The sequence below is a fragment of the Nostoc sp. genome (assembly GCF_036917675.1).
Lineage (GTDB): Bacteria > Cyanobacteriota > Cyanobacteriia > Cyanobacteriales > Nostocaceae > Nostoc.
On record NZ_JBALCT010000003.1, the window covers coordinates 106,479 to 120,086 of the forward strand.

The 13,608-nt window shown below is 42.5% G+C and carries 11 protein-coding genes and 1 pseudogene; 9 read left to right on the top strand and 3 right to left on the bottom strand.

Features of this window, described 5'->3' with window-relative positions; translation table 11 throughout:
- Nucleotides 1-1,026: 1,026 nt before the first annotated feature.
- The gene (locus V7K31_RS01060) at nt 1,027-3,198 is read left to right on the top strand and encodes a choice-of-anchor Q domain-containing protein (RefSeq protein WP_335092069.1); all 2,172 of its coding nucleotides are present in this window, start codon (nt 1,027-1,029) and stop codon (nt 3,196-3,198) included.
- Nucleotides 3,199-3,363: 165 nt separating this feature from the next.
- On the opposite strand, the gene V7K31_RS01065 is transcribed toward V7K31_RS01060, so the two are convergent.
- Complete coding sequence (locus V7K31_RS01065; protein ID WP_335092070.1) at nt 3,364-3,798, bottom strand: hypothetical protein; 435 nt, start codon at nt 3,796-3,798, stop codon at nt 3,364-3,366.
- A gap of 534 nt (nt 3,799-4,332) precedes the next feature.
- On the opposite strand from V7K31_RS01065, the gene V7K31_RS01070 reads away from it, so the two are divergent.
- Nucleotides 4,333-6,183 carry a S8 family peptidase gene (locus tag V7K31_RS01070; protein ID WP_335092071.1) on the top strand — a complete coding sequence of 617 codons (1,851 nt, stop codon included), beginning with the start codon at nt 4,333-4,335 and terminating at the stop codon, nt 6,181-6,183.
- 263 nt (nt 6,184-6,446) lie between these two features.
- Nucleotides 6,447-6,680, top strand: a complete 234-nt coding sequence (locus tag V7K31_RS01075) for a hypothetical protein (RefSeq protein WP_335092072.1) — start codon at nt 6,447-6,449, stop codon at nt 6,678-6,680.
- Here the strand turns inward: V7K31_RS01075 and V7K31_RS01080 are convergent.
- Nucleotides 6,667-6,990: a thioredoxin family protein gene (locus tag V7K31_RS01080; protein WP_292800934.1), complete on the bottom strand. Its 324-nt coding sequence runs from the start codon at nt 6,988-6,990 to the stop codon at nt 6,667-6,669. The genes V7K31_RS01075 and V7K31_RS01080 overlap by 14 nt on opposite strands.
- A 443-nt stretch (nt 6,991-7,433) precedes the next feature.
- Nucleotides 7,434-8,764, bottom strand: a pseudogene (locus V7K31_RS01085) (aromatic ring-hydroxylating dioxygenase subunit alpha).
- A gap of 140 nt (nt 8,765-8,904) precedes the next feature.
- Between V7K31_RS01085 and V7K31_RS01090 the strand changes: the two are divergent.
- From V7K31_RS01090 to V7K31_RS01115, 6 genes are all read left to right on the top strand, one after another.
- On the top strand, nt 8,905-9,123 hold the full coding sequence (locus tag V7K31_RS01090; RefSeq protein WP_335092073.1) for a hypothetical protein: 219 nt from the start codon (nt 8,905-8,907) through the stop codon (nt 9,121-9,123).
- A gap of 61 nt (nt 9,124-9,184) precedes the next feature.
- Nucleotides 9,185-9,382: a 50S ribosomal protein L35 gene (rpmI, locus tag V7K31_RS01095; protein ID WP_335092074.1), complete on the top strand. Its 198-nt coding sequence runs from the start codon at nt 9,185-9,187 to the stop codon at nt 9,380-9,382.
- Nucleotides 9,383-9,401: 19 nt separating this feature from the next.
- On the top strand, nt 9,402-9,758 hold the full coding sequence (gene rplT / locus V7K31_RS01100) for a 50S ribosomal protein L20 (protein WP_229545555.1): 357 nt from the start codon (nt 9,402-9,404) through the stop codon (nt 9,756-9,758).
- Between the two features lie 12 nt (nt 9,759-9,770).
- Nucleotides 9,771-10,586 (top strand): transporter substrate-binding domain-containing protein, encoded by an 816-nt coding sequence (locus tag V7K31_RS01105; protein WP_335092075.1) that lies wholly within the window; start codon nt 9,771-9,773, stop codon nt 10,584-10,586.
- A gap of 119 nt (nt 10,587-10,705) precedes the next feature.
- Entirely contained in the window at nt 10,706-11,230 is a 525-nt protein-coding gene (locus V7K31_RS01110) for a tetratricopeptide repeat protein (RefSeq protein ID WP_335092076.1), read from the top strand.
- Between the two features lie 360 nt (nt 11,231-11,590).
- On the top strand, nt 11,591-13,573 hold the full coding sequence (locus V7K31_RS01115; RefSeq protein WP_335092077.1) for a primary-amine oxidase: 1,983 nt from the start codon (nt 11,591-11,593) through the stop codon (nt 13,571-13,573).
- The last annotated feature ends 35 nt before the right edge of the window (nt 13,574-13,608 follow it).

A 13,608-nucleotide genomic window follows, 5' to 3' on the forward strand; every position in this document is an offset into this window, starting at 1 on the left:
TGGCTCAGTGTCTGGCTGGAGGCAGCAGCCCCTAATCAGCCATTCCTAGCTTTGCATGGGAACAAGAGAAGCAGAGAACAATGGTCAATCGAGCTTTTTTCGACTTGTGTGTACACCGTAGCCTTATAAAGGAGAGGGAATGAGGGTGAGGTAAGCCAGGGACATAAATTGTATGTTATTTAATTCTTATTCCTAAGTAAGTTGGCGCAATCAAACCAAACTATCTCAAAAATTGATGAACTAGGCTAAAACCCTCTTCCTTCCTGCCTCCTGCCTGATCGAAACTACAAACATTTACGGAAACCTGACTTGAAAGTGCTGAATCACCGTTCGTCTTTGGCATCTCCCCTTCTCTACCAAACGCTACGCCAAGGCAGAAGTTCGGATTATAGCGTCTGGTAAAGAAGGCATCGCTTCTTTAAAAATATTTAGAGAAACTTCATCAAATCCTTGCACAAAACGCTCTCTATTCCGCTACCACACTATAAATCAATCGAGCTTACCACGATATCTAAGTAATAGTTTTAATTTTGCTGTAAAAATAATAACTATATCTAGCGTATTTACTGATATCATGTGCCTTTTGTAAAGGTTAGTTTTAATACATAAGTCCACAAGACTCAATTACACCGCTTACAACAGGTTCAACTAAGTTCTTACATTAGTTCCCTTAACTTAAGGGGTCAACCAACTAAAGTTTCAACCAATTTAACTTTTACCACTGTAACTTTAAGTCCCTAGCTATTATCCAGGGGTGGATTTTACTATGCCGATTTGGCAACCTGCTGAACTCAGACAATGAACAAAGTTCAGAGGGATTTCGATGCCAAATATAATCACCGTATTCATATCCCTGGTTTAACTATCAACGGTTGACAGGAGAAAATTTTTTAGTTTGACAACAACGTTTTTACAACCGATGCGATTTCAAGTCGCCATCGGACAACTGTGACTGTCTTGAAAAGTCCAGACAAATCATGCATTCAAATAACTCCAATTCACCTTACACACATTCGGACTAAAACTATGGCTGGCAAAACATATTACGTTTCTGGAACAGGCAATGATAACAATAATGGCTTAATCGAAGGAAGTGCGTTTCGCAGCTTGGGTAGAGCCGTGTATCAGATGCAAACAGGTGATACGCTCTACGTCATGAATGGCACTTATGACAAAGGCACTACGCTTTTTAACTTTAATGGTTCAGCAAATAACTGGACAACAATCAAAGCTTATCCAGGAGCTACGCCTATAATCAAAACAATCGGAAGTGGCATTAATATATTTAGCTCATCCTACGTGCGGATTGAAGGACTTGATCTAGAAGGCAATCGGGAAAACATCACTCTAGCATATGCCTTACAACAGAAAGATAATCTCAACAATCCCTTAACCAATTCCACTGGAATTAATGTCAAAGCTTGGACAAATAGCCAAGGAGTGGGCGGTAGTAATCCTCATCACATTGTCATCTCTGGTAACACAGTTAGTAACTTTCCAGGTGGAGGCATTGAATCCAGTAATTCAGACTACATTACAGTTGAGAAAAATGTTGTGTCTGGAAATGCTTGGTATTCACCTTATGGTAGTCAGGGTGTCACAACACTTAATGCTTTTAATTCTGATAACAATACTACTGATTACAAAATAATTTATCGAGACAATATTGTTTTTGATAATCAAAGTTTGGTTCCCTGGCAACAAACTGGTCAGATTACTGAAGGGCATGGGCTAATGCTTGATACTACTAATCAGAGTAAAGATGGAACACCTTATCTTGGCAAAACTTTAATTGCTAATAACATCGTCTACAACAATGGTAACTCTGGCATTAACCCTTTCAAAGCTAACAATGTCGATATTATCAACAATACAGTTTACCAAAATAGCCTTAATGTCGCTAACACCGGCGAGATTAAAGTCAATTACTCAGAGAATGTTAGGGTTTCTAACAATATCATGTATGCCAGCGACAATCAAGTGGCTAATGTTCTGAGATATTCTACAAATGTCAACTTTGACCACAACCTTGTTTATAACTCTTCTCAATTTCAAGCTTCAGATAATCTAAATGCCACAGGATTGCAGAATATTTTGGGTCAAGATCCCCAATTTGTTGATGCAGCCCACGGGAATTTTGCACTCAAACCTGGAAGTGCTGCGATCGATGCTGGTTCCAACGCCTTCAATGGCATTAGTACGAACATTCCCCAGGATGGCGATGGTAATGGCACAGCAGTGATTGATATTGGTGCATACGAAGCTCCCCGCATTATCAATGGCACAGCTGGCAATGACACCTTTATTACTCGGCTAAACAATGGCAATGACACCATCACGAACTTTGGCGGTGTAGGTACTAGCTCAAACCCTTCGGCTGCGGTGATTGCCAAAATAGACACCTTGCAATTTATTGGGGCTGGCTTGACTGCGACAAATCTGCAATTAACTCAAAATGGCAACGATTTAGAAGTCACCTTTGAAGATGTGGCTAATACCAAAGTCACTCTGCAAAACTTTAACTTAGAAAATCTAGATAACTTAGTCGCATCAACAACAAGACCCGCCATCGGTAATATCCAATTTGACGGAGAAGCCAGTGTTACCAAAAGCTTTGATGTGATTAATGCTAACTCCACTCAACCGTATATTTCCACCCCAAACGCTGTCACGTTCCTCAATGACTTGAACAATAACATCAGCGGTTTTTACAATTCCAACGATGTGATTAATGGTCAAGGGGGTAATGACACCATCAATGGCAGCGGTGGTGACGACCTACTGCGGGGCGGTGCTGGTGATGATCTTCTCATTGGTGGACAAGGCAATGATACTCTTGTGGGTGGTATAGGTGCTGACTCTTTCCTCTACGACACCAATTCTGCCTTTAATAGCGCTGTTGTGGGTATTGATACGATCGCTGACTTCAATCACTCTCAAGGTGACAAGATTGTTCTGGATAAGACCACCTTTACTGCCATTACTTCTGCTGTGGGAACGGGTTTTAGTAACGTCAATGATTTTCAAATCACCACTTTAGGGGCACTTAGCAATGCTGCAATTGTCTACAACCCGATGACTGGGCAGTTACTATACAATCAAAATGGTAGCGCTGCTGGTTTCGGTAGTGGTGGTCAATTTGCACAACTTACTGGTGCGCCCACTCTTACTGCTTCCGACTTCATCGTTCAAGCATAGTTGGATCGGGTTAACTGAGTCCAAGTGTAATCCAAACATGAATCGACTTTCAAAGCGGTTTTCAATTAAATAGATTACACACATCGGGGCGCAAGATATTTATTTGTGTCCCTACTTTTTGACCAGAAATAGCCGTATTATCTGGAACTTATAGTTTAAATATAACTACTGTCGTGGTTGCGATCGCAAGTCTTGTAATACTCCCTGCAAAAACTTACCCCATTCTGCTGCCAAAGGGATTTCTGTAAACGGAACCCGCACTGAGTTAGTAGATTCGGAAAATAGAAATTCTAATTCTATAGAACGACCTTTCTCCGGTATATCTTCCAAATCTACTTGTTTATCATCTACTAAAAGATATATTTCTTTAACATCAAGCAAAGAGAATGTTTCTAGTTGAATAGGCCCTTTAGGCGTGGGTTTTCCCCAAGTTAGATTGTTGCCTTTTTGACCTAATACTGAATAAATATCGTACTTAGCTCGTTCAAATTGCTCTGCCCAAGCGCGATAGGCTTCAACTTTTTGATACTCCTTCGAACCTTGCCAAGCTAACCAGAAAAACATTACCAAGAGAGGCAACCACAAAAGACCACGTTCCATCGTTTAAAAAAGTCCTGAGTAAAACTTGTAACTAAAAGCGCAAAATCTTCCAATAAAGGATGCAGATAAGTTATGGTAGTGAGCAATCTGGCAAAAAGCGGTCAGCAACCCAGGTCTGAAGACACTGGGCTTCTAGCCTAAGACCAAGACGATAACTGACCAGACTAAGTTCTTAACTGAACTACGTTAGAGGCAAGAGTTAAAAGACCTACCAAGGAATGCGTAGCTAGTTCCTTGCACTAGAACTGAACGATTAAACATCTGTAGATGGGTTATGTTGTGTCGTTTGGAAAGTTACCGACCTCTAACATTGTCAAAGCTAACTTAACCCCGTAAGGGAGGCTTAATTGAGCAAAACATTATGCGTACAGAGTTGCGAAATTAGAAACGGTAATTGTCCCGTTGAAAGTACATTACATAGGTACACCAAATTGAACAACTCCAAGGCGATAATGCCACTGCGGTTAAAACCGCAGGTGTCCCAACGCTGTCAGCACGCTTTGTGACTGAGTTTCCCCCATACCGCGAGGTCTTATGAGAAAGCTTATATTATTGTGCTTGTTTGTCATTGGGCTGGGATCTGCCATGTTTGGTTTCCTGAATTTTCAGGGACTGGCAGCTAAAGGAGAGTTTGAGACGATTTTGCTTGATTTTCGGGAAGATATTCCATCAATTGTGGTGGAACAGAATCTACAAGCGATCGCCAAACAATACAATGTTACACCCCAATTAGACAACAAGTTTTCCAAAAAAGATCATGTGTATATTGTCAAAGGCGATCGCCAGCGACTCCAAGAACTGAAAAAATCTCAGTTTGCCCAAGCTACAGAATTCATTGAACCAAATTATATCTACAGGGAGATTCCACAACCCGGTCAACCAGCAAGGCTTGGAGAATTTTTGAGACCCCAAGAAGATGAAGAAGCAAGTCCTTCATTAACTGGCCCCAATGACCAATATTACAGCAAGCAGTGGAACTTGCACCAAATCGGCATTGAAGGCGCATGGAGTCAAACCAAAGGCAGTGGCATCACAGTCGCAGTGATTGACACTGGTATTACTAAGGTGCGGGACTTGTATGAGACAAAATTCGTCAAAGGCTATGATTTTGTTAACGACCGAGAAGAAGCCAAAGACGATAATGGTCACGGTACCCATGTTGCCGGAACTATTGCCCAAGCCACAAATAACAAATATGGCGTCGCTGGAATTGCCTATGAAGCCAGTCTGATGCCGCTAAAGGTACTCAGTTCGTATGGTGGCGGTACTGTTGCCGATATTGCCGAAGCGATTAAATTTGCTGCTGATAAAGGCGCAGATGTGATTAATATGAGCTTAGGCGGTGGTGGTGAAAGCAAATTGATGAAAGAAGCGATCGAGTATGCCCATAGAAAAGGTGTAGTTATTATTGCCGCAGCCGGGAATGAAAACACTAATGGGGCAAGCTATCCAGCCCGCTATCCCTACGTCATCGGCGTTTCGGCAATTGGCCCAGATGGGGAAAGAGCGCCCTACTCTAACTTTGGTGCAGGGGTAGATATCTCGGCTCCGGGTGGTAGTGAAGCTGGTAAGATTCTCCAAGAAACTATCGACGAAAACGGCGAAGGCGTATTTCTGGGCTTCCAGGGTACAAGCATGGCTGCTCCCCACGTTGCTGGTGTTGCGGCATTAATCAAAGCTGCTGGCATCAAAGAACCAGATGAAGTGTTAAAAGTCCTGAAGCAGTCAGCGCGAGTTATCCAGGATGATGGTTTGAACTATTATGGCGCTGGACACCTGAATGCAGAAGCAGCAGTTAAACTAGCCTTTGGGGGACAAATCAGTTTCCCAGATTTCTTTCGATGGTTACGGGATAACGGCTATCTTAACCCCGGCTTTTGGATTGATGGTGGTGCGATCGCGCTGTTACCCAAGATTTTAATGGTAGTTGGTTCCTATCTGCTAGCTTGGTTTTTACGGGTTTACTTCCCCTTCACTTGGAGTTGGTCTTTATCCAGTGGCTTAATTGCTGGCAGTTCTGGGTTATTCTTCCTCAAGGGAATCTATATTTTTGATCTTCCCCAGTGGCCTTTCCGGGTTTTGGGCAGTTCAATTCCCGAACTAGGCAGTAGCCTCCAGGGAACTGATGCCTTGAATCCCCTGTTTGCCAGCGTACTGATTCCCATTGTCTTAATGGCATTGCTGCTGGGACATCCTAGTTGGAAATGGTTTGCCATTGGTTCAACTTTAGGTGTAGCAGCGTGCTTGACAGTAAGTGCGTTTTTCAACCCAGCAGTTTGGGGTTTGGGAAGTGATTACTTAGCACGCTTATTCCTTATCGCCAATGCCCTAATCTGTTATGGGCTTGCTCGTTTAGCATTGAAAAACGAAGAAAAAATAGCATAAATGGGGAATTGGGCATTGGGCATTGGGCATTGGGCATGGGGCATGGAAAAGAATTCTTAATAACTTCTAACTCCTAACTCCCCACTCCTAATTCTTGTACAGACGCGATTAATCGCGTCTCTCCTAATTCTTGTACAGACGCGATTAATCGCGTCTCTCCTAATTCTTGTACAGACGCGATTAATCGCGTCTCTCCTAATTCTTTGTACAGACGCGATTAATCGCGTCTCTCCCCACTCCCCACTCACAACTCAGCACTGTTTATGAGCATTACACTTACAGGTTCAATCGAACGCCGTGATATTGGTACAGGCGCATGGGCGTTAGTCACACAAGAGGGTGTTACTTACGAAATCCTCAGAGGGGCTGACAAAAACTTACTCAAAGCTGGACAAAAAGCAAAAGTTAAAGGACAGGTACGTGAGGATGTCATGACAACTGCCATGATTGGCCCTGTCCTGGAGGTCAAATCTTTTGAGGTAATTAGTTCTGATTAGCTGTGGAATTTAGAACCTCTTGAAGACGGCTTCTAAACTCCCCTTTCGGATGACCTCCTTTTACCTCACCCACAATTTGAAATTCCCCTTCTGGAGAATTGCAGAGAATGTAAGTAGGCCATCCCATTTCTGACTTATCGGGATACTGAGTTAATAAAATCTTGCGATACTTGCGGTAAGCAGCCGTATCCTGCATTTTGACATCGATAAATTCTAAACCCAGTTCTTCAGCCACCTTTTTGTCATAAAAAGACATTTTGTGGCAAATGCCGCACTCTTCTGAAGAGAACTTAATTACAGCTAAACTCATGGGTTGGCGACTCTTTGATTCTAGGCAAAGTTTTTTAACATAATGCCATGAAATATTAGCATATAGCTGGTCATTAGTGTCAACTTAAGACTGAAACCCTGATCCAGTATCTTTATTCTTCTTCCCTGCTTCTAGTTGGTAATATTATGTCCGCCTAATTATTTACGATATGTCGTCATTGCGAGTGCAATGTTCGCGTCTCGTCTCGTAGAGAAGTAGAAGGGGCGTTGCAGAATAGAAATATGAATTAGGGCGACGCCGAATAGCCCGTCGTAGACATCGCTATGAAATGTCCAAGGTGTGAATCAATTCATATTTGTAAGAATGGGCGGCAACGTGGTAAATAAAACTACATATGTGTCAACTGCAAACTTAGTAAATAAGTATTTGAAGCTATTTTGCCCTTGGTGTCAGCTCGTATATTACACCCAAATCATTGACCCCTATCTTTGTGCATGGATATAGTCTACAAAGTAAAACCTCGGACTAAGCCAGAATTTCAACCAAGCGTAAGCTCCTAAACTTAGTAGGGCTGTCACAGTTAGGGGTAAACCCAGCTTAACTTTTAAAGTGTCAGGAAGGAGAGCAACAGCACAAACAGTAATAGCAAAGTAGATCAAAAGCCCTGCCTGCAAGCGTTGCACAACTTTCAGGGCCCGCCGACAGCTACTACAATGCTGCGTATGCTGTTTGTAGCGATCCAAAACTTGTTCTCGATTGTTATTTAGATTCCTGATTTCTGGAACACTTATTCCTACTTGATTCCAGGGTAGCTGTCCTTGACAATATTTATCAAACCAATTCCTATACTCAATCACTAGCCTATCTGCACTTGTAGGTAGTCGATAGGAAGTTTTCCAGCTAGGGGTCGATTGTGTCTGTTGTAGAAAATACTCTTGCTGCTGGAGAAGAACCATATCTCCATCAATAACTTGATTGCGTTCGCTAATATGATCCCACCAACGGGGTCTAAGACGATGGAGTGTTTTGGCAAAGTTACGGGGAAACTGAGCAACAATCCGAGATTTACCAGGAGATACTGGTATACAATAAGTGACAAGTCCAACCTGCTTTTCAGAGTTACCAAACTTGATTACATACTCCAAGCGACAAGGTGGTTCAAAAGTGATTGTTGTTTCAAAGCTCCCAACTGTTGCCGCTTCAATCAAATTTGGTGTAGATTGCACAATTTTAATTGGTATAGGTCTTGCTTTTCAGCGATCGCCCTGCACGCCGTGATGAGCAAAAGGAACATGACTAGGATCTGCTACATTTTCCACAAGGGTTTGCCAGTCATATTCTAAATCCCGTACATAAGAAGACCAAACAAAGCCAATGCTAGCATCTATTTGCGGTGATCAAGGTAAGGGTGTATTAGCAGCTTGTTCGCTTGATTTGGCATCTGGCCAAACCCAGAGTAAATCCTGTTCCTGACGAACAGGTAGTGTTACAGCACACAGATTTTCTTTATTCTTACTCACAAGTTCTGGATTTTCTGCTTGGGGAATATGAGTACAAAGTCCTTGCTGATCAAATTGCCAACCATGATAGCTACACATTAAATTCCCTGTTTTGTCATCAATGCGCCCCTCACTTAGGGGTCAAGGCGGTGAGGACATTGATCTAAAAACACCCGAAAAGTTTGAGATGATTTGGGTTTCCAGATAACTAAACGCAGTCCCAAAAGTGTCACTGAAGTTGCTTGCTCTAAGACTAAATCTTCGACTGGTGAGAGGGGATACCACTGCTGAAAAAAGTTGAATTCAGGTTCCATTTTACTAACAAAGACTTAAATTAAAATTTTGCTCAATGCCTTGGGCGCTCACTGACTCTTTAAAATCACTTTACAACAACTGATCAATCTACTAACACTTCAGTTAAGAGAGTAACAAACATTTTGGGCCAATGTTGGCAATGCAAACCGACGAGCAACGGCACAATATCAAGAACGCAATTATCGAAGGCGATCGCTTGATTCATATTTTGGTTCAGCAACGCCGTAGAAGGTACTCCTTCCCTACGGGAGGCGACGCCAAGGGAGAAGCAAGCTACAATCCGAATATCCCGCCACTGAATTCTCAGTACAAAATTCAGTGGCGGACTTACGGCGTAAAAGTTAAATCCCTTATTTAATTGCCATTCAAGCAATTTTTTTAGTATATAATTATGGGTCGTGTCGAATTAAAGCTAAACCATGCCTAAACTAAAGACTCGTAAAGCCGCAGCGAAGCGATTCCGTGCCACCGGCACCGGCAAAATCGTCCGGCGTAAAGCTTTCAAAAGCCACCTTTTAGAGCACAAATCTTCCAACAAAAAGCGTGGTATGCGCCATAGTGCGCTTGTACATGAACGCGATGAACTTAACGTGCGCTTGATGCTCCCATATTTGTAAGTATTTTAGGAAATAAGTTATGACAAGGGTAAAACGCGGTAATGTAGCTCGGAAGCGCCGCAATAAAATTCTCAAACTAGCTAAAGGTTTTCGCGGTTCCCATTCAACTCTGTTTAGAACCGCCAACCAACAAGTGATGAAGGCGCTACGGAGTGCCTACCGCGATCGCAAAAAGAAAAAGCGCGATTTTCGTCGCCTCTGGATCACCCGCATCAACGCTGCTGCAAGGCAACACGGCTTGAGCTACAGCCAGTTGATCGGGAACTTGAAAAAAGCTGATATCTTACTAAATCGGAAGATGTTGGCGCAATTGGCAGTCCTCGATCCAGCTAGCTTCGGCAAAGTTGCTGAATTGGCAAATCAAGCAAAAGGATAAAGGTGGTAACGGATGTATAACGGATGTAGCAGATGGGAAGTAATTACTCGGTTACATCTGGTATTATCCGCCACTATTTTTTGGATTTTTTGCTTTTCCATAGTGGGGACGGGATTAACTGCATCTGCTGCCGAAATGCCAGAAATTCAGCAGCGAGGCTATCTAATTGTTGCCGTTAAAGATAACTTGCGTCCGTTGGGATTTAGGGATGCTAGTGGCAATTTGCAGGGCTTGGAAATTGACTTAGCACAGCGCTTGAGTGTTGATTTAGTTGGTAAAGCTAAGGCTGTCAAGTTTAAACCAGTCGCAAATAGCGATCGCCTGTCTGTAGTCTTAGACAAGAAAGTTGATTTTGCGATCGCTAGAGTCACAGCTACTGAGTCACGCGCCCGCATAGTTAGTTTTAGTGTTCCCTACTATTTGGATAGCACTGTATTAGTTACAAAAGATACCTCTGTGCAGCAGTTGAGTGATTTGGCAAAACAAAAAGTTGCTGTACTCAACAATTCCAGCACCATTGCTAAAGTGCGGTACTATCTCCCAAGCGCCGAGTTGGTAGGAGTGAATTCATATCACGAAGCGCGAGAGAAAATAGAAAGTAATGCCGCCTTAGCCTTTGCCGCAGATGCTAGCGTTCTGAGCGGTTGGGTGCAACAATATCCCCAATATCGGCTACTGCAAACTAAGCTATCAACTGAACCCTTGTCTGTAGTCATGCCCAAGGGATTGCAGTACGATAAGTTAAGACGAAATGTAAATGAAGCGATCGCTCGTTACTTAGCAGAAGGTTGGCTCCAGCAACGCTCTCAATATTGGGGTTTACCGTAAAAGAGAGACGCGATTAATCGCGTCTGTACAGGAGTTAGGATAATTATCCTGATCTCCATCATGCCCAATAGGCTGATAATAGATTACAGAAGCAATTTTTAATATTTGTATTTGCAGCAATGGATAACAGTCTAGCCGTTGTTTATCTCTCCATTTTGGTAGGTTTCCTCACACTTGCAGCCGTGGCTGTTCTTCGCCAGATTTTCAAAACTCGCAAGATTGAAGGCTCCTTTGCAAGATTGCGAAAGAAGTTAGAGAAAGAAAAGGGTACGACTCAAGAATATTATGAGTTAGCCAGTATTTATTCAGAGAAAAAATTGTATTCTCAAGCGATCGCGCTGTTTCAAAAAGCTCTGAAAGCTGCCCAAGAAGAGGAAGAAAAAGATATCGCCCCCATTTACAACGGGCTGGGTTATATTTATTTTAGCCAAGAGCAATATGACTTAGCAATTCGTCACTACAAAGAAGCTCTCAAATCTAAACCAGACTATGTGACAGGGTTAAATAATCTCGGACACGCTTACGAGAAAAAAAAATTAACTACTCAGGCGTTAGAAAGTTACGAAGAAGCACTAAAACTTGCTCCAAATAACGCTATTGCTAAACGCCGTGCTGAATCTTTACGTCGGTTGGTTTCTGCGTAAATTAAGGTTATTTGTCATTGGGTATTGACTTTTCAAGTCATGTCGAAAAGCCCATGAAAACCTAACCTCCTAACCCCCTTCCCGTGTCGGGAAGGGGGAAATTTAGACAGAGGTTTTACAGATGCCGTGAAAAGTTAGCTAGTCCCTAATAGGACTTACGCAAAATATCTCTAAAACTCTTATTTCTCTGTGTCCTCTGCGCCTCTGTGGTTCGTTATTCCGTAACTTGTGCGTAAGTCCTACCTAATCCTTACTCTCCAACTGTTAACAAATTAATTTGGCTTTAACCTCTTAATTTATCGGTTTTCAATCTTAGGCTTGGAAATAGATAACTATAAGTCTTTTCTAAAAATGTCAAAGATGACTAAGCGGTTAAAGCGTTTTTTGCGGCTAGCTATTCCGATCATTGTCGTTATTTCGATCTCACTGGGACTAATGGAAATATTGACGGCTCAACAGCCTGCGATTTCCCATCCTCTCACTTCGCTAAGAGAGGCAGAAATTAATACAGCTGTTTCGGTGATCAAAAGAGAAAAAACTTTGAGCGAAATCGCAGTTTTTCCACTGATTGCTTTACAAGAACCAGATAAAAAAGAAGTTCTGAATTTTACACCGGGTAAAGCCTTTGGGCGAAAAGCTTTTTTGGTAATCTCTGAGCGATCGCAAAACAAAACCTATGAGGGAATTGTTGATCTGACAAGCAAAACCTTAAGTTCTTGGAAAGAAATACCCTCTGTCCAATCTGCGATCGTTAATTCCGAATATGAACTAGCAACTCAGATAGTCAAAGCCGATCCTCGATGGCAAAAAGCGATGCAAAGGCGGGGAATTACTGATTTCGATCAAGTCAAAATCAGTTCGTGGGCACCAGGAATCCTGAGTCAACAGGAAGAAGCAACAGGTAATCGTCTTTGTCGGAGCTTATCTTACTATAAAGGCAAAGGCTGGAACTATTACGGTAGTCCGATTGAAGGAGTGCTAGCAACCGTCAATTTTAACACAGGTAAAATCGCCAGTTTTGTTGACAGAGGAAACGTACCTTTCTCTAAGGAAAACTGGAACTACGATATCAAATCTTTGGGCAAATTACTTTCACCACTTAAAGCATTAAAGATTCTGCAACCAAATGGTGCAAGTTTCCAGATCAAAGACAATGAAATTAGCTGGCAAGGTTGGAAGTTTCGCTATTTAATGCATCCTCGTAATGGATTAATGCTGTACCAAGTGACACGCGACGACGGGGAAAATATCCGACCAGTTTTATACCGCGCTAGCCTATCAGAAATGGTAGTACCTTATGGCGATCCTGAGCCTACTTGGTCATTTAGAAATGCCTTTGATCTTGGAGAATATAACCTTGGTTTGCTAGCAAATACGATGGAGTTAGGTAAGGAAATTCCCGAAAACGGCCTATTACTAAATGCTGTATTTGCTAATGAGCAGGGAGAACCTTATGTAATGCCAGGGGTTATCGGTATCTACGAGCGCGATAACGGAATGCTGTGGAAGCACTATGAATATAATACTCAGCGTAATGATGTCCGTCGCAGTCGAGAATTAGTGATGTCGATGACTGCGGCCATTGACAACTATGATTACAGCATCAATTGGATTTTTCACGAGGATGGGACTTTGGAAGTCCAAAATGAATTAACGGGTATCGTACTGGCGCAGGGAACGGCTGATGAAAAGCAATCTGACGATGATTCTTATGGTCGGTTGATTGCTAAGAATATCTTCGGAGTAAATCACCAGCATTTTTTCAACTATCGCCTAGATTTCGATGTCGATGGTCAAGCTAATTCCGTGATGGAAATGAATGTCAAAGCTTTGCCGATGGATGAAAAAAATCCTTTAGGAAATGCGATCGCACTTGCAGAAACCCCACTAACAAAAGAAACTACTGCTGTGCGCGATTTGGATATGAAAAGCAGTCGGGAATGGATGATTGTGAGTGCAGATAAAAAGAATCCTCTAGGCGCTGCACCTGGATATATGCTGATGCCAGGAGGAAACTCCGTATTTTTCCCTGTGGAAGGCTCAAAAATCCGTCAACGGGCAGAATTTGCGACTCACCACGTCTGGGTAACAAAATATAAACCTACTGAACTCTATGCTGGTGGCGATTATCCCAACCAGACTCAACCTGGACAGGGTTTACCAAAATATATTGCTGACGATGAATCCTTGATGGGTGAAGATATCGTGCTGTGGTACACAATGGGTATAACTCATATTCCGCGATCGGAAGATTGGCCTGTGATGCCTGTTCACCGAGTTGGCTTTAAGCTAGTCCCTAGAGGATTCTTTAGCCGTAATCCAGCGATAAATTTGCCAGAGTGAAATATTCCTTTGCTCAAGTTTCCTTCGTTCAGTTT